Consider the following 16,269-nt stretch of genomic DNA (forward strand, 5'->3'; position numbering starts at 1 on the left):
ATGACGACTCCGCCGAGGTGCCGGAGGTAGACGAGTTCGACCTCCTGGACGGCGACACCACCGGGGACTACGACCTGGACGAGCGGCACGCGCTGCGGCGCGTCGCCGGCCTGTCGACCGAGCTCGAAGATGTCACCGAGGTCGAGTACCGGCGGCTGCGGCTCGAACGGGTCGTGCTCGTCGGCGTCTGGCCCGGCGGGTCGTTCACCGACGCCGAGAACTCTCTCGCCGAGCTCGCGGCGCTGGCCGAGACGGCCGGCTCGCAGGTGCTCGAGGGTCTCGCGCAGCGCCGGCTGAAGCCCGACCCCGCCACGTTCGTCGGCTCCGGCAAGGTCGAGGAGCTGCGCGAGGTGGTCCAGGCGCAGGGCGCCGACACCGTCATCGTCGACGGCGAGCTGTCGGCGTCGCAGCTGCGGAACCTGGAAGACAAGGTGGGCGTCAAGGTCGTCGACCGCACCATGCTCATCCTCGACATCTTCGCCCAGCACGCGAAGAGCCGCGAGGGCAAGGCGCAGGTCGAGTTGGCCCAGCTCGAGTACCTCTCCCAGCGGCTGCGCGGCTGGGGCGCGAGCCTGTCCCGGCAGGCCGGCGGTCGCGCCGGTGGCGCCGGCGGCGGCGTCGGCACCCGCGGTCCCGGTGAGACCAAGCTCGAGACCGACCGCCGGCGCATCCGCACCCGGGTGGCCAAGCTGCGCCGCGAGCTCGCCGACATGCGCACCGCTCGCGACACCAAGCGGGCCGGTCGCCGCCGCAACGCGGTGCCCGCGGTGTCGATCGTCGGCTACACCAACGCCGGCAAGTCGTCGCTGCTCAACCGCCTCACCGGCGCGGGCGTGCTGGTCGAGGACGCGCTGTTCGCGACCCTCGACCCCACCGTCCGCCGGTCGCAGACGGCCGAGGGCCGCGGCTTCACGCTCGCCGACACCGTCGGGTTCGTCCGGCACCTGCCGCACGAGCTGGTCGAGTCGTTCCGGTCGACGCTCGAGGAGGTCGCCGACGCCGACCTGCTGGTCCACGTCGTCGACGGCTCGCACCCCGACCCCGAGGGCCAGCTGACGGCGGTGCGCTCGGTGCTCGCCGACATCGGCGCCGGCGGCGTGCGCGAGATCGTCGCCGTCAACAAGGCCGACGCCGCCGACCCCATGGTGGTGGCCCGGCTGCTGCGCAACGAGCCGCACGCGCTCTCCGTCTCGGCCCGCACCGGCGCCGGGGTCGACAAACTGCGCGCGCTCATCGAGAGCGAGCTGCCGCAGCCGCCCGTCGAGGTCGACGCGCTGGTGCCGTACGACCACGGCGAGCTGGTGGCGCGCATGCACAGCGTCGGCGAGGTGCTGTCGGTCGACCACGAGGCCGATGGCACGCGCGTGCGGGCCCGGGTGCCGGAGGCGCTCGCCGCGGCGCTGCAGCCGTACGCCGTCGCGCCCCGGTAGGGGTGCCGGGCGGGGCCGGTCGATGCCGTCCCCGCCCGCCTCGCTCGTTCCGCCCCGGCCCTAGTCGGCCTGGACGCGTCCGCCCAGGTGCGTGGCGAGGAACCGCTCGGCCGCGGCGTAGAACCGCTCGCGGTTCTCGGGCCGGGCCAGGCCGTGGCCCTCGTCCTCGAACAGCAGGTACTCGTGGTCGAGGCCCTTCTCCTCGAGCGCGGCGACGATCTGCTCGGCCTCGGCGATCTTCACCCGGGGGTCGTTCTTGCCCTGCGCGACCAGCACCGGGATGGTGATCTGGTCGACCTTCGACAGCGGCGAGCGCTCCCACAGCAGGTCGCGCTCGGTGTCGGGGTTGCCGACGCGGGCGTGCATGAGCGCGAGCTGCGGCTTCCAGTACTCCGGCACCGACGCGAGCAGCGTGAGCAGGTTCGACGGGCCGACGATGTCGACGGCGCAGCGGAACACCTCGGGCGTGAACGCGGCGCCGGCCAGCGCGGCGTACCCGCCGTACGAGCCGCCGTAGATGCCGACGCGGTCGGGGTCGATGAGCCCCTGGCCGGCCAGGTGGTCGACGGCGTCGAGGAGGTCGGTGTGCATGGCCCGGCCCCATTCCTTGTTGCCGGCGTTGCCGAAGGCCTTGCCGTAGCCGGTGGAGCCGCGGAAGTTCACCTGCACGCAGACGTAGCCGCGGTTGGCGAACCACTGCGCCTCGGGGTTGTAGCCCCAGGTGTCGCGCGCCCACGGGCCGCCGTGCACGTTGAGCACCGCCGGCAGGCCGGCGCGGTCGACGCCCCGCGGGAACGTCAGGTAGCCGTGCACGGTGAGGCCGTCGCGGGCGGTGTAGGAGAACGGCTCCATCTCGGCGAGGTCGTACTCCTCGAGCTCCGGACGGTGCGAGAACAGGAAGGTCAGCTCGCCGGAGTCGCGGTCGTAGCGGTAGTAGCGCACCGGCCCGTCGGACAGCACGTCGTGCACCAGCCAGGTGCGGTCGTCGCGGACCGGCCGGGAGATGCCGACCTCGCCGCGCAGCCGCTGCGTCAGCCCGCCGACCTCGGCGCCGAACGCGGCGTCGAGGAACGTCCAGGACTTGCGCTCCTTGACGAACGTGACGGCCTGCGGCTCGAGCGTCTCGGGGTGACGGGCGATGCCGGCGGCGTCGTACTCGGGGTCTTCGGCGAGCACGGTCTCGGCGCCGGTGGCGAGGTCGACGCGGATGAGCCGGGCGGCGTTGACGCCGGTGCTGGACAGCAGGAACGCGGCCGAGCCGTCGCGGTTGAACCCGGCGACGTCGGTGGTGAGGACGTCGTCGGGGCCGATCTCGAACCACGGCTCGTCGGCGCCGTCGTCGCCGCGGCGGTAGACGACCGCGCCGCCGTCCTCCGTCATCGCGACGCCGCCGCGGACGCGGTGGTCGGAGTCGACCAGCCAGCCGGCGTAGCCGGGGTTCTCTGCCACCTTCGTCAGCTCGCGGGTGCTGAGGTCGAGCCGGTAGACGTCGTGCAGCTGCGGGTTGTCGGCGTTCAACCCGATGAGCATGGACGTGGGGTGCCAGCGGTTGTGCTCGAGGATGTACGCGGTGACCTTCTCCTGCGGCGTGACCAGCGTGGACTCGCCGGTCTCGAGGTCGAGCGCGTAGAGCCGCCAGTCTTCGTCGCCGTCGGTGTCCTGCAGGTAGGCCAGCGTGCGGTCGTCGTGGCAGAACATGAACGTGCGCACGCCGCGGTGGCGGTCGTGGGTGACCGGGCGGGCGGCGGCGGGGTCGTCGGCGGGACCGACCCAGACGTTCAGCACGCCGTCGTCGGGCGCGACGAAGCCCAGCCGGGAGCCGTCGGGCGACAGCGTGGGCAGGACCCGTTCGGGGTTGCCGAACAGGACGTCACGGGGGATCAGCGGCACCGCGTCATACGTCATTCCGGCATTCCATCACGGGCCTCGGACAGGGTCGAGACGCGGCTGTGGACAACCGCTTTCCCCGTCCGGCGGTCGGGTAGTGTCGGGCCGGTGAGCGAGGGCGATGTGACGGTCGAGAAGTTGCTGGCGGCGGCCGTCGGAGCCGTCGGCGGCGCGGAACGCCCCGGCCAGGTCGAGATGGCCCAGGCGGTCGGCGAGTCGGTCGCCGAGGGCAAGCACCTGCTCGTCCAGGCCGGCACCGGCACCGGCAAGTCGCTGGCCTACCTCGTGCCGTCGCTGCTGCACGCCGACTCCGACGGCGGGCCGGTCATCGTCGCCACGGCCACGCTGGCGCTGCAGGCGCAGCTGGTCGACCGCGACCTCCCGGCGCTGGCGAAGGCGGCCGAGCCGCTGCTGGGCCGGCCGCCGAAGTGGGCCACGCTCAAGGGCCGGGCCAACTACGCCTGCCTGCACCGCGTCCGCGACGGCGCGCCCGACGACCAGGGCGAGCTGGTCCCCGTCGAAGAGCTGTCCGCCGGGCCGCTGGGCGCCGAGGTGCTGCGTGCCCGCGAGTGGGCCGAGCAGCAGGCCGCCACCAGCGGCAGCGGCGACCGCGACCGGCTCGAGCCCGGCGTCAGCGACCGCGCGTGGTCGCAGGTCTCGGTGTCGTCGCGCGAGTGCCTGGGCGCCGCGCGCTGCCCGTACGGCCAGGAGTGCTTCGCCGAGGTGGCCCGGGCCCGCTCCGACGGCGCCGACGTCGTCGTCACGAACCACGCGCTGCTGGCCATCGACGCGCTCGAAGGGCTGCCGGTGCTGCCCGAGCACGACGTCGTGGTCGTCGACGAGGCGCACGAACTGGCCGCGCGGGTCACCAGCGTCGCCACCGCCGACCTCTGGCCCGGCGTCATCGACCGCGCCGCGGTGCGCGTCCGCGTCCACGTCGACGACGGCGACGCCGAGGAGCTGCGCGCGGCGGGCGAGCACCTGCGGGCGGCGCTGCTCGACGCGCCGGTCGGCCGTCTCGACACCGTCCCCGAGGAGCTGCTGGCCGCGCTGGTCGGGGTGCGCGACGCCGCCCGGGCCGTGCAGTCCGGATTCACCGCCACGGCGCGCGAAGAGCGCGCCGCCGACGTCGAGGCGTCCCGGCGCGCGGCGAAGACCATGGTCGACGACGTCTACGGCACGGCCGAGCGGCTGGTCGCCAACGGCGAGTACGACGTCCTGTGGGTCGAGGACCGCGAGCGCGGCGGGCGGTCGCTGCGGGTCGCGCCGCTGTCGGTGGCCGGGCTGCTGCGCGAGCGGCTGTTCGGGCAGAACACCGTCGTGGCCACGTCCGCCACGCTCGAGCTGGGCGGCTCGTTCGACGCCGCCGCCGGTGCGTTCGGGCTCACCGGCGAGGGCGCGCCGGCGTGGCGCTCGCTCGACGTCGGCTCGCCGTTCGACTACGGCAAGCAGGCCATCCTCTACGTCGCCCGCGACCTCCCGACGCCGGGCCGCGACGGCCTGCGCCCCGAGGCCGTCGACGCCCTGGTCGAGCTCATGGCGTCGGCCGGTGGGCGCACGCTCGGGCTGTTCTCGTCGCGGCGGGCTGCCCAGGAGGCGGCCGAGGCGGTGCGCAAGCGGCTGCCAGGCCTGCCGGTCCTCTGCCAGGGCGACGACGTCGTGGCCACGCTGCTGCGCACGTTCGCGGCCGACGAGAAGACCTGCCTGTTCGGCACGCTGTCGCTCTGGCAGGGCGTCGACGTGCCGGGCGGGTCGTGCCAGCTGGTCGTCATCGACCGCATCCCGTTCCCGCGGCCCGACGAGCCGCTGGCGTCGGCGCGGCAGCGGGCGGTCGAGAAGGCGGGCGGCAACGGGTTCATGTCGGTGGCGGCCACGCACGCGGCGCTGCTGCTGGCGCAGGGGGCGGGGCGGCTGATCCGCCGCTCGACCGACCGCGGCGTGGTGGCCGTGCTCGACCCCCGGCTGGTGACGGCCCGCTACGGCTCGTACCTGCGGGCGTCGCTGCCGCCCATGTGGTTCACCAGCGACAAGGCGGTCGTCTCGGGGGCGCTGCAGCGCCTGGCGGTCTCGTCCTGATCCTCGCGGGCACCGGCCGGGGCGCGTGGTGGCCTGGACACCCCGGCCGGTGCCGGCTCGGTTCCCCTCAGATGCGGCGCATGACCGCCACTACGCGGCCCAGCACCGTGGCGTCGTCGCCGTCGATGGGCTCGTAGTCGGCGTTGTGCGGGAGCAGCCAGATGTGGCCGTCGCGCTTCTTGAAGGTCTTGACCGTGGCCTCGCCGTCGATCATGGCCGCGACGATCTCGCCGTTCTCGGCCACCGGCTGCTGCCGCACGACCACCCAGTCGCCGTCACAGATGGCCGCGTCGACCATGGAGTCGCCGACGACGCGCAGCATGAACAGCGTGCCCTCGCCGACCAGCTCGCGCGGCAGCGGGAAGACGTCCTCGACCGCCTGCTCGGCCAGCACCGGCCCGCCGGCCGCGATGCGCCCGACCATGGGCACGTACGACGGCGTCGGCAGGTTGCTCTCTTCGTCGTCCATCACCTGACGGGTGAAGTCGCCGGGCGCGGTGCCGGGCGGTAGCACCTCGAGCGCGCGGGGGCGGTGGGGGTCGCGGCGGATGTAGCCCTTCGTCTCGAGCACACCGAGCTGGTGGGCCACGCTCGACGGGCTGGACAGGCCCGCGGCCTGGCCGATCTCGCGCATGCTGGGCGGGTAGCCGCGACGGCCCACGGATTCCCGGATGACCTCGAGCACCTTGCGCTGCCGCACCGTGAGGTCGGCCGGGTGCTGGTGGGTCTCCGGGAAACTGTGCACCGAGGCGACGGCTGCCTCGCCGCGCTCGTCGTCGTCGTTGTTGGCCACCACGCCACCTCCGGCTGTGCGGTCGATGCGTCCGTTCGAATACGGGTCGCAGGGTCGATTGATGTGGTCACAGTAGCTGGAATGCAAGACACGATCAAACATCTGTTCGAACGTGTCTCGACTCTGTCAGTGGCAGCGTGTACAACTATTCGTACAGTCGTTCTATCGAACGGTTGTGCGACAACACCGGAGGCTGACCATGGCGACGACGACCTACATCCCGCCGTTCGAGACCCGCACTCGTGTGGTGATCGAGCCGGAGCGCACCGACGCTCCGCCGCGCCGCCACGTGGCGCGCCGGCGTCCGGCCGGGCGGCCCGAGCCGGTCCCGTGCGTCGGTTCGGCCGAGCCGTCCCTGCACGGCTCGCGCCTCACCCGCCGCGGCCGCGTCGTGGTCGGGCTGGCCTGGCTGCTGCTCGTCGTCGCGGGCGCACTGGCGTTCGTCCGCCCCTGGGACGGCGGCGCCGCCCCGGCCGGCGCCACGGCCGTCACCACGGTCGAGGTCCGTGGCGGCGACACCCTGTGGCAGCTCGCCACCGACGTCGCGCCCACGGCCGACCCGCGCGAGACGGTCGCCGCCATCATCGAGCTCAATGGCCTCTCCTCCGCCGCCGACATCCGCCCCGGCGACCTCATCGAGGTCCCGGCCCGCTGACCCGCCCCGGCCGGCTGGTGTCACTGCCGGCCGGGTTCTGTGGCTGGGTCGGCTGGTCCGCGGACGGCTTCCGGCTCGGCGCGCCGCGCGGGTGGACGGGCATCGCCTCCATGCCCCTACATCCGCCGGCGTGTCGCCACGTTGTCGCCGGGTCCTGACCGTTGGTTTCGTCGGGCCCTGCTGCTGAAGGCCGACTTCGCTGCCTGTTCTCCTGCGCCTCGCTCGTCTCCTCCATGATCATCCAGGCTTTGTGGCGTTATCACGTCCCGAAACCTGGATGATCATGGAATCGGCCGGAGCGGAGCCGGTCGCCACGCCCCGAAGTGGCCAGTGAGCGGCCAGCGGACGAGGACCCGCAGCGGAGCCGGTCGCCGGACCGCGACCCACGGCCCGTAAGTGGCCAGCGGACCAGGACCCGCAGCGGAGCCGGTCGCCACACCCCGAAGCGGCCAGTGAGCGGCCAGCGGACCAGGACCCGCAGCGCAGCCGGTCGCCACACCCGAAGTGGGCCAGTGAGCGGCCAGCGGACGAGAAGCCGAGCAGAGTCGGTAGCCGGAACACCACCCATGGCCCGTGAGCGGCCAGCGGACCAGGACCCACAGCGGAGTCGGTAGCCGCGAACCCACCCACGACCCGTGAGCGGCCAGCGGACCCGACCCCACAGCAGAGCTGGAAGCCCGGGCCCATTTTCCGGCCGGCCCCCTGACGCTGCTAGTACGGGGGCGCGGGCGGCCGGGTCAAGCGGTCCTCCGACCGCGCGAAGCGCCATTCAAAAGAGGTCCGCTTGAGGCGGCCTCCCGCGCTCCCGACAATGGAGAGCAGCAGGGGGCAGGCACAACGCGGCAGAACCGAGCCAACGAGGGGCCCGGCCCCTGACCGCCCAGCCACGCATATCGCCGCCACCACCGCACCGCCACCACCGCACCGCCACCACCGCACCGCCACCACCGCACCGCCACCACCGCACCGCCACAGAGCGCCCGCAGCACCCCGCATCCACCGGTCGGCGTCCACCGGCCGGCGTCCACCGGCCGGCATCCACAGTGCGATCGATGGTCCCCACCGGACCACCCGACCCCACATCTTGTGGTGCCGGGGTTGTCCACAGCCCCGCGAACCCGCCGTCGTCCACAACCCACGGGTGTCCGGCGCGCGGCGATTCCCCGACCGGCCGGAATCGCCGATGACCTGCGGAAACGGGACGCGAGCGGCGTCGAGACGGTGGCCGGGGTGAGAACCGTCACCGGACCCCGCGACGCGCCGAGGGGAGTGATCGACTCATCCATGACCTGCGGCTTTGAAACAGCCTTCGCCGAGTCCGGCCATGTCGGTTGCAGACGCCCCTCCGGCCGACGTACCGTACCCCTATATCTAGTAGTTACACAGGTGTAAGCTGTCCACAGGTAGTGGTCGAGAGTGCACAGGTTGTCCCCATCTCGTCCACAGGTCCAGCGCCGAGGAGGTGCCCTTCATGCACTGTCCGTTCTGCCGTCACGCCGACAGCCGGGTGGTCGACAGCCGCACCGCTGACGAGGGCACCGTCATCCGCCGCCGGCGGCAGTGCCTGGCCTGCGAGCGCCGCTTCACGACCGTCGAGCAGCTGACGCTCGCCGTGGTGAAGCGGTCCGGGGTCACCGAGCCGTTCAGCCGCGAGAAGGTCGTGGCCGGGGTGCGCCGGGCGTGCCAGGGCAGGGGCGTCAGCGAGGACTCCCTGGCCCGGCTGGCCCAGCGGGTCGAAGAGCACTTCCGCGCGTCGGGGAGCGCGGAGATCCCGAGCCGCGAGGTGGGCCTGGCCATCCTGAGCCCGCTGCGCGAGCTCGACGAGGTCGCGTACCTGCGGTTCGCCAGCGTGTACCGCGACTTCGAGAGCCTCGACGACTTCGAGAACGAGATCGCGACGCTGCGGGCCGACCGCGAGCAGGCCGGGCGTCACCGCGACGGCACGGGCGAGGAGCAGGACTCCACGCTGACCGTCGCGGAACCGTAAGCCAGCAGTTCAGCACGACAACCGAATGACAGGCCCGGAACGACGGGTAAAAAGCCGGGGGAAGTGAGGAAGGTCCATGACGGAGACGGTGAGCGGGCCGAGCCGCAACAGTGCGGGGAGCAAGCCGGGCGGACGGGCGAAGAAGGCGCGGGGGCTGAGCATCCAGCGCATCTACACCACGCCCGGCGTCCACCCGTACGACGAGGTGACGTGGGAGCGCCGCGACGTCGTCCAGCAGAACTGGAAGACCGGCGAGACCGTCTTCGAGCAGAAGGGCGTGGAGTTTCCCGACTCCTGGTCGCTGAACGCCTCGACGATCGTCACCACGAAGTACTTCCGCGGCGCTGTCGGCACCGACGCGCGCGAGTGGAGCCTGCGCCAGCTCATCGACCGGGTGGTGAAGAAGTACCGCACCACCGGTGAGGACGAGGGCTACTTCGCCTCGACCGACGACGCCGACGTCTTCGAGCACGAGCTCACCTGGATGCTGCTGCACCAGGTGTTCAGCTTCAACTCGCCGGTGTGGTTCAACGTCGGCACGAAGTCGCCGCAGCAGGTGTCGGCGTGCTTCATCCTCTCCGTCGACGACTCCATGGAGTCGATCCTCAACTGGTACCGCGAAGAGGGCATGATCTTCAAGGGCGGCTCCGGCGCCGGCCTGAACCTGTCGCGCATCCGCTCCAGCAAGGAGCTGCTGTCCTCCGGCGGCACCGCGTCCGGCCCGGTCAGCTTCATGCGCGGCGCCGACGCCTCGGCCGGCACCATCAAGTCCGGCGGCGCCACCCGGCGCGCCGCCAAGATGGTCGTACTCGACGTCGACCACCCCGACGTCGAGGAGTTCATCCAGACGAAGGCGCGCGAGGAAGACAAGATCCGCGCGCTGCGCGACGCCGGTTTCGACATGGACCTCGGCGGCTCCGACATCGTGTCCGTCCAGTACCAGAACGCCAACAACTCCGTCCGGGTGCACGACGAGTTCATGCGCGCGGTCGAGTCCGGCGGCGAGTTCGGCCTGCGCGCCCGCATGACCGGCGAGGTCATCTCCACCGTCGACGCGAAGAAGCTGTTCCGCGACATGGCGCAGGCGGCGTGGGAGTGCGCCGACCCCGGCATCCAATACGACGGCACCATCAACGACTGGCACACCAACCCCGAGACCGGCCGCATCACCGCGTCCAACCCGTGCTCGGAGTACATGAGCCTCGACAACTCCAGCTGCAACCTCGCCAGCCTGAACCTGATGAAGTTCCTGCAGCCCGACGGGAGCTTCGACGCCGCCACGTTCGCCAAGGCGGTCGAGCTGATCATCACCGCGATGGACATCTCCATCACGTTCGCCGACTTCCCGACCGAGTCGATCACCGAGACCACCCGGGCCTACCGGCAGCTCGGCATCGGCTACGCGAACCTCGGCGCGCTGCTCATGGCGTCCGGCCTGGCCTACGACTCCGACGGCGGCCGCGCGCTGGCCGCCGCCATCACGTCGCTGATGACGGGTGCCGCCTACAAGCGCTCCGCCGAGCTGGCTGGCGTCGTCGGCCCGTACGACGGCTTCGCCCGCAACGCCGAGGCGCACGCCCGGGTCATGCGCAAGCACGCCGCCGCGAACGACTCCCTGCGCTCGGTCGCCACGCTCGACGCCGACGTCCGCAGCCTTGCCACGAAGGTGTGGGCCGAGGGCAACAAGATCGGCGAGAAGAACGGGTGGCGCAACGCGCAGGCGTCGCTGCTGGCGCCCACCGGCACCATCGGCTTCATGATGGACTGCGACACCACCGGCATCGAGCCCGACTTCTCGCTGGTCAAGTTCAAGAAGCTGGTCGGCGGCGGCTCCATGCAGATCGTCAACCTGACGGTCCCGAAGGCGCTGAAGAAGCTCGGCTACGCCGACGAGACCATCGAGGCCATCGTCGAGTACATCGCCGAGCACGGCAACGTCGTCGACGCGCCCGGCCTCAAGCCCGAGCACTACGAGGTGTTCGACTGCGCCGCCGGCCAGCCGCGGGCCATCGAGCCGATGGGCCACGTGCGCATGATGGCCGCCGTCCAGGCGTTCCTGTCCGGCGCCATCTCCAAGACGGTCAACATGCCCGAGTCGGCGACCGTCGAGGAGATCGAGGAGATCTACCTCCAGGGCTGGAAGCTCGGCCTCAAGGCGCTGGCCGTCTACCGCGACAACTGCAAGGTCGGCCAGCCGCTGTCCGACGCCAAGGCGAAGGTCGCCGACGCCACGGCCGAGAAGGACGTCGTCGTCGAATACCGGCCCACCCGCCAGCGGCTGCCGAAGACCCGTCCGAGCCGCACCACGTCGTTCACCGTCGGTGGCGCCGAGGGCTACATGACGGCCGGCTCCTACCCCGACGACGGCCTCGGCGAGGTCTTCCTGAAGCTGGGCAAGCAGGGCTCCACGCTGGCCGGCATCATGGACGCCTTCTCCATCGCCACGTCCATCGCACTGCAGTACGGCGTGCCGCTCGAGACGTACGTCGAGAAGTTCACCAACATGCGCTTCGAGCCGTCGGGCATGACCGACGACCCCGACGTGCGCATGGCGCAGAGCGTCGTCGACTACATCTTCCGGCGGCTGGCGCTCGACCACCTGCCGTTCGAGTCGCGGGCGGCGCTCGGCATCTACACGGCGTCCGAGCGGGCCCGTCAGCTCGACACGGGGGAGTACACCGCCGACTCCGACTCCGAGATCGAGGTCGACACCTTCCGGCAGTCCGCTCCGGTGAAGGCCGAGGTGGCCCCGGCTCAGCCGGCGCCGGCCGAGGCGGCGTCCGCCGCGTCCGCCCGTCCGGCACCGGTCGAGGCGCACACATCGGCTGAACTGCTCGAGGCCATCCAGGGCACCAGCACCGACGCGCCGCTCTGCTTCACCTGCGGCACGAAGATGCGCCCGGCCGGCAGCTGCTACGTCTGCGAGGGCTGCGGCTCGACCAGCGGCTGCAGCTGACGTCCGTTTCGCAGCGGCGGCGGCCGCGGGGGTTCTCCCCGCGGCCGCCGTCTTGCGTTCCGGGTCAGTGGGGGAGCCGGGCGAGCCGGGCGCAGGTGACGGCCAGCCACGTCCAGCCGGCGAGGATGCCCGCCGTGAACGCCAGCACGCCCCACGTCGCGCCGGCGCTGGCCGACACCGCGACGAAGCCGCAGAGGATCAGCGACCCGCTGGCGACGCTGTAGCGTGCCGCGCCGCGGCGGCCGGTGCGGCGCAGGTGGCGGCCGAGGGCGAAGCAGGCGATCGCGAAGCAGGTGAACCCGGCGAGGCCGGCGCCCATGTGGGCGAGACCGTGCCAGCTGATCGTCTCGGCGGCCTCGGCCGGGGTGCCGGGCGGGAAGCCCTCGACCGGGTCGGCCCGGAAGACGCCCGCGGCCAGCAGCGACACCCCGAAGACGCCGACCAGGCGCGGTGCCCACGTGCCGGCCCTGCCGCTCCGGCGCAGCCCGGCCGCCGCCGCCACCGTCAGCACCGCGGCCACGACGAAGTTCGCGATCTGCACCCAGCCGAGGTCGCCGTTCGCCAGCACACTCGCCGCATGCCGCGTCGGGTCGTACCCGTCACGCACGACGTACTGCCCGACGACCGCGGCGACGTACAACGGCCCCGCGACGACGCCGGCGGTGAGCAGCCGGTGCTGCCCACGCGTCGTGGCGGGCGTGGGGGTCGTGGCGGTAACGGTGGGGGTGGCGGCGGTGGCTGCGGTGGCTGCGGTGGCGGTCATGGTCCCGGTCCTTCCAGCGTGTGGTGTGCCCTGGCTGACTCGATCGTGCTACCGAAAATAAAAATTGTCAAGGTTGGAAGAGTTGTCGGTGTTGTGGCGGGGAGGGCGTTGGGACGCACGAGGGTGCACGGCGGCGCGCAGAGGAGCGCCGGGCCGCGCCGAGGTGCGGCACCCACGGGGGAGGAGCGTCCGGTCGGGGAGGTCGGCAGAGCGCGGGGGAGACGCGGCGGGCGGGGGCGCCGGTCAGGGACGTCGGTTGGGGCTGCGGGGCAGGGGCGTCGGCCAGCGGCGTTGGTCGGGGCTCGGGGCAGGGGCGCGGGCCAGCGGCGTTGGCCGGGGCTCGGAGTTGGGCGTCCGGCAGGGCCGGGTCGGTGCTCCGATCAGCGGCGAGGCTTGACGCCGGCCACCAGCTCCTTCACCCGCGACGGCTCGACATACCTGGCGCGGACGGCGCCGCCGGCGAGCTTGCGGATCAGCGCGTCCTCCGGCAGGGGCTGCTGCGACGCCACGAGGATGACGTTGCCGTAGCGGCGTCCACGCAGTTGGCCGGGCTCGGCGATCATCGCGACGTGGGCGAACACCTCCAGCGCCGTCGCCGCCTCGACGCGGGCCTCGCGGACCTGGGCGGTGTCGGCGACGTTGCCGACGTAGACGCCGGCGGGGGTGAGCACCCGTGCGACCGACGCGTAGAAGGCGGCGTCGGCGAGGTGGGGCGGCACGTCGGAGCCGTCGAAGGCGTCGCGGATGACGACGGCCGAATAGTCGTCCGGCAGCGCCCGCAGCCCGTCCATCGCGTCCACCGCCTTGAGCCGCAGCCCGCGCACCGACCGCAGCCCGAACGCCTGCCGCATCAGGGTGGCCAGCGCGGCGTCGATCTCGAACACCGTCTGCGGCGACCCCGGCCGCGTCGCCGCCACGTAGCGGGCCAGCGTGCAGCCGGCCCCGCCGAGGTGCAGGACGGACAGCGGCGCACCCGGCGGCGCGACGACGTCGAGGATGTGGCCGGTCCACTGGGTGTACTCGAAGTCCAGCCGGGTCGGGTCGTCGACGTCGACGTAGGAACTGGCCACCCCGTTGAGCCGGACCGACCAGCCGCCGGGGTGGGCGCGGTCCGGGATCAACTCCGCCGTGCCGGAGTCGACGTGGTGGGTCCCGGCGAAGCGCTCGGGACGTGGGCGGTCGCTGGCACGGGACGGGGGCACGAGCGATAGGTTCGCAGCATGGCTGACCGTCCGACAAGGAACCTCCACGTAGGCGCGCCGTACCGGGCCGACGAAGCGCGCTACATCGACACCCCCTACCGCCGCAGCGGCCGCACCGGACTCAAGCTGCCGGCCATCTCGCTGGGCCTCTGGCAGAACTTCGGCGACGAGTCGCCGCTGGCCACGCAGCGGGCCATCCTGCGCACGGCGTTCGACCACGGCGTCACGCACTTCGACCTCGCCAACAACTACGGCCCGCCGCCCGGCTCGGCGGAGAAGAACTTCGGCCGCATCTTCGCCGAGGACTTCCGCCCGTACCGCGACGAGCTGATCATCTCGACGAAGGCCGGCTACGACATGTGGCCCGGCCCGTACGGCGAATGGGGCTCGCGCAAGTACCTGCTGGCCAGCCTCGACGCGTCGCTGGACCGCATGGGCCTCGACTACGTCGACATCTTCTACAGCCATCGGTTCGACCCCGACACGCCGCTCGAGGAGACGATGGGCGCGCTGGACACCGCGGTCCGGTCCGGCCGGGCGCTGTACGCGGGCATCTCGTCGTACTCGCCTGAGCGCACCCGCGAGGCGGCCGCCATCATGCGCGAGCTGGGCACGCCGCTGGCCATCCACCAGCCGTCCTATTCGATGTTCAACCGCTGGATCGAGGCCGGGCTGACCGAGGCCTGCGCGGACGAGGGCCTCGGCATCATCGCCTTCTCGCCGCTGGCGCAGGGGCTGCTGACGAACAAGTACCTGGGCGGGGTGCCGGACGACTCCCGCGCGGCCCGTGGCGGGTCGTTCTCGCCGTCGCTGGTCACGCAGGACGTCGTCGACCGGCTGAAGGCGCTGGCCGGCGTCGCCGAGTCGCGCGGGCAGACCCTCGCGCAGCTGGCGCTGTCGTGGGCGCTGCGCGACGAGCGGGTGACGTCGGTGCTGATCGGCGCCCGGACGGTGGGCCAGCTCGACGACAGCCTGGGCGCGCTGGACCGCCTCGACTTCTCCGACGACGAGCTCGCCGAGATCGACCGGCACGCCGTCGAGGCGGGCCTGAACATCTGGGCCCGGTCGAGCGACGCGTGACCCGATGAACGAGCGTCAGCGCCGCAACCCGCGCACCGAGGCCATCTGGACCCAGCTGTACGAGGCGCTGGCCGCGCTGAGCGCCTCGACCGGCCGCCGTGACCTCGACATCGTCGACCTCGGTGGCGGGAGCGGCGTGTTCGCGGTGCCGCTGGCCCGCATCGGCCACCGCGTCACCGTCGTCGACCCCAGCCCGAACGCGCTGGCCGCGCTGGCCCGCCGGGCGGCCGAGGCGGGCGTCGGTGACCAGGTCACGGGCGTGCAGGGCGACGCGGCCGGGCTGGCCGGCGTGGTCGGGCCGGGCGGCGCCGACGTCGTGCTGTGCCACGGGGTGCTCGAGGTGGTCGACGACGTCTCCGGTGCGGTGACGGCCATCGCGGCGGCGCTGCGCCCCGGTGGCGTCGCCAGCGTCGTCGTCGCCCAGCGCTACGCCGCCGTGCTGGCGAAGGCGCTGGCCGGGCACTTCGCCGACGCCCGGCACCTGCTCGACGACCCGGACGGCCGCTGGGGCGGCTCCGACCCGCTGCCACGCCGGTTCGACGAGGACGGCGTCAGGGCGCTGCTCGCGGCCGCCGGGCTGCGCGTCGACGAGGTGCACGGTGTGAGAGTGCTCACCGACCTCGTCGCCGGCAGCGTCGTCGACGACCCCGCCGAGGTGGCCGCGCTGGCCGAACTGGAGGCCGCCGTGGTCGCCCATCCGGCGTTCCGGGCCGTCGCCGCGGCTCTGCACGTGCTCGCCGGACGGCCCGCGGGGCCGGACGTGTGATCGCTCCGCGGGCGGGTACTGCGACACCGAACGCCTTCGGTCGTGCACCCGGCTTTCTTCGGTGGCGTCGGCCGCATATGCTGGTCCTTACAGCAGGTGCCCAAGATTTCCGTGTTCATTGGAGGGGAACGGTGCCACTCTCCGATCATGAGCAGCGGCTGCTCGAGCAGATGGAGCAGGCGCTGCTCGCCGAGGATCCGAAGTTCGCCACCGCCATGCGTGGCGCGGATCTTCGGCGGCGGTACCGGCGACGCGCGGTCTTTGCCGGTCTGGTCTTCGTCGTCGGCGTCGTGTTGCTCATGACGGGCGCCGTCACTCAGGTCATCCCGCTCGGTGTGGCGGGCTTCGTCGTCATGCTCGGCTCGGCCTTCTACGCGGTCACATCGTGGCGTCGCGTGCCGCCGTCGGACGGCACGGCCACGGCCGCCGGCGAGGTGCCCGACATCAGCCCGGGTTCGCCCCGCCGGCAGCGCCGCCCCAAGGGGCAGCGCAACAACGGCTCGTTCATGGACCGCATGGAGCAGCGCTGGCGCAACCGGCGCGAGCGCGGCTACGGCCAGTAACCGCACCACCGCAGCAGCACCACCGCAGCAGTAGCAGCACCACGGTTCACGCGTTCGGCGCCGCCCTCGGGCGGCGCCTCTTGCGTTTCCGGGGCGATCCCACCCGGTCCG

The 16,269-nt window shown here is 72.6% G+C and carries 12 protein-coding genes; 8 read left to right on the forward strand and 4 right to left on the reverse strand.

Features of this window, described 5'->3' with window-relative positions; genetic code table 11:
* Window positions 1-17: 17 nt before the first annotated feature.
* Window positions 18-1,430, forward strand: a complete 1,413-nt coding sequence (hflX, locus tag BLU82_RS08825) for a GTPase HflX (RefSeq protein WP_197683044.1) — start codon at window positions 18-20, stop codon at window positions 1,428-1,430.
* A 60-nt stretch (window positions 1,431-1,490) separates the two neighbouring features.
* On the opposite strand, the gene BLU82_RS08830 is transcribed toward hflX, so the two are convergent.
* A complete protein-coding gene (locus BLU82_RS08830) occupies window positions 1,491-3,335 on the reverse strand; it encodes a S9 family peptidase (RefSeq protein ID WP_092618621.1) in 1,845 nt (614 codons plus the stop codon).
* A gap of 90 nt (window positions 3,336-3,425) precedes the next feature.
* Between BLU82_RS08830 and BLU82_RS08835 the strand changes: the two genes are divergently transcribed.
* The gene (locus BLU82_RS08835; RefSeq protein WP_172885561.1) at window positions 3,426-5,393 is read left to right on the forward strand and encodes an ATP-dependent DNA helicase; all 1,968 of its coding nucleotides are present in this window, start codon (window positions 3,426-3,428) and stop codon (window positions 5,391-5,393) included.
* 67 nt (window positions 5,394-5,460) lie between these two features.
* Here BLU82_RS08835 and lexA read toward each other — a convergent pair whose 3' ends face one another.
* Entirely contained in the window at window positions 5,461-6,186 is a 726-nt protein-coding gene (gene lexA, locus BLU82_RS08840; protein ID WP_231947739.1) for a transcriptional repressor LexA, read from the reverse strand.
* A 199-nt stretch (window positions 6,187-6,385) separates the two neighbouring features.
* Here lexA and BLU82_RS08845 point away from each other — a divergent pair, with 199 nt between their 5' ends.
* The 3 genes from BLU82_RS08845 to BLU82_RS08855 all read left to right on the forward strand — a co-directional run bounded on the left by BLU82_RS08845 (window position 6,386) and on the right by BLU82_RS08855 (window position 11,784).
* The gene (locus BLU82_RS08845; RefSeq protein WP_092618627.1) at window positions 6,386-6,841 is read left to right on the forward strand and encodes a LysM peptidoglycan-binding domain-containing protein; all 456 of its coding nucleotides are present in this window, start codon (window positions 6,386-6,388) and stop codon (window positions 6,839-6,841) included.
* Window positions 6,842-8,312: 1,471 nt separating this feature from the next.
* The gene (gene nrdR, locus BLU82_RS08850) at window positions 8,313-8,828 is read left to right on the forward strand and encodes a transcriptional regulator NrdR (RefSeq protein WP_092618630.1); all 516 of its coding nucleotides are present in this window, start codon (window positions 8,313-8,315) and stop codon (window positions 8,826-8,828) included.
* 76 nt (window positions 8,829-8,904) lie between these two features.
* Entirely contained in the window at window positions 8,905-11,784 is a 2,880-nt protein-coding gene (locus BLU82_RS08855) for a vitamin B12-dependent ribonucleotide reductase (RefSeq protein WP_092618633.1), read from the forward strand.
* 64 nt (window positions 11,785-11,848) lie between these two features.
* Here the strand turns inward: BLU82_RS08855 and BLU82_RS08860 are convergent, their stop codons facing one another.
* A complete protein-coding gene (locus BLU82_RS08860) occupies window positions 11,849-12,547 on the reverse strand; it encodes a DUF998 domain-containing protein (RefSeq protein WP_092618636.1) in 699 nt (232 codons plus the stop codon).
* Window positions 12,548-12,927: 380 nt separating this feature from the next.
* On the reverse strand, window positions 12,928-13,749 hold the full coding sequence (locus tag BLU82_RS08865) for a spermidine synthase (protein WP_092618639.1): 822 nt from the start codon (window positions 13,747-13,749) through the stop codon (window positions 12,928-12,930).
* A gap of 18 nt (window positions 13,750-13,767) precedes the next feature.
* On the opposite strand from BLU82_RS08865, the gene mgrA reads away from it, so the two are divergent.
* The 3 genes from mgrA (at window position 13,768) to BLU82_RS08880 (ending at window position 16,158) form a co-directional block, all read left to right on the forward strand.
* Entirely contained in the window at window positions 13,768-14,829 is a 1,062-nt protein-coding gene (gene mgrA, locus BLU82_RS08870; RefSeq protein ID WP_092618642.1) for an L-glyceraldehyde 3-phosphate reductase, read from the forward strand.
* Between the two features lie 4 nt (window positions 14,830-14,833).
* Window positions 14,834-15,595, forward strand: coding sequence for a bifunctional 2-polyprenyl-6-hydroxyphenol methylase/3-demethylubiquinol 3-O-methyltransferase UbiG (locus BLU82_RS08875; RefSeq protein ID WP_092618645.1), 762 nt, complete (start codon window positions 14,834-14,836; stop codon window positions 15,593-15,595).
* Window positions 15,596-15,726: 131 nt separating this feature from the next.
* On the forward strand, window positions 15,727-16,158 hold the full coding sequence (locus BLU82_RS08880) for a DUF3040 domain-containing protein (RefSeq protein WP_092618648.1): 432 nt from the start codon (window positions 15,727-15,729) through the stop codon (window positions 16,156-16,158).
* The last annotated feature ends 111 nt before the right edge of the window (window positions 16,159-16,269 follow it).

The organism is Jiangella sp. DSM 45060 (assembly GCF_900105175.1).
Lineage (GTDB): Bacteria > Actinomycetota > Actinomycetes > Jiangellales > Jiangellaceae > Jiangella.

Coding starts and splice junctions, on each gene's coding strand:
- BLU82_RS08830 (WP_092618621.1), bottom strand. CDS start 3,335: ATGACGTATGACGCGGTGCCGCTGATCCCCCGTGACGTCCTGTTCGGC.
- BLU82_RS08845 (WP_092618627.1), top strand. CDS start 6,386: ATGGCGACGACGACCTACATCCCGCCGTTCGAGACCCGCACTCGTGTG.
- nrdR (WP_092618630.1), top strand. CDS start 8,313: ATGCACTGTCCGTTCTGCCGTCACGCCGACAGCCGGGTGGTCGACAGC.
- BLU82_RS08855 (WP_092618633.1), top strand. CDS start 8,905: ATGACGGAGACGGTGAGCGGGCCGAGCCGCAACAGTGCGGGGAGCAAG.
- BLU82_RS08860 (WP_092618636.1), bottom strand. CDS start 12,547: ATGACCGCCACCGCAGCCACCGCAGCCACCGCCGCCACCCCCACCGTT.
- mgrA (WP_092618642.1), top strand. CDS start 13,768: ATGGCTGACCGTCCGACAAGGAACCTCCACGTAGGCGCGCCGTACCGG.
- BLU82_RS08875 (WP_092618645.1), top strand. CDS start 14,834: ATGAACGAGCGTCAGCGCCGCAACCCGCGCACCGAGGCCATCTGGACC.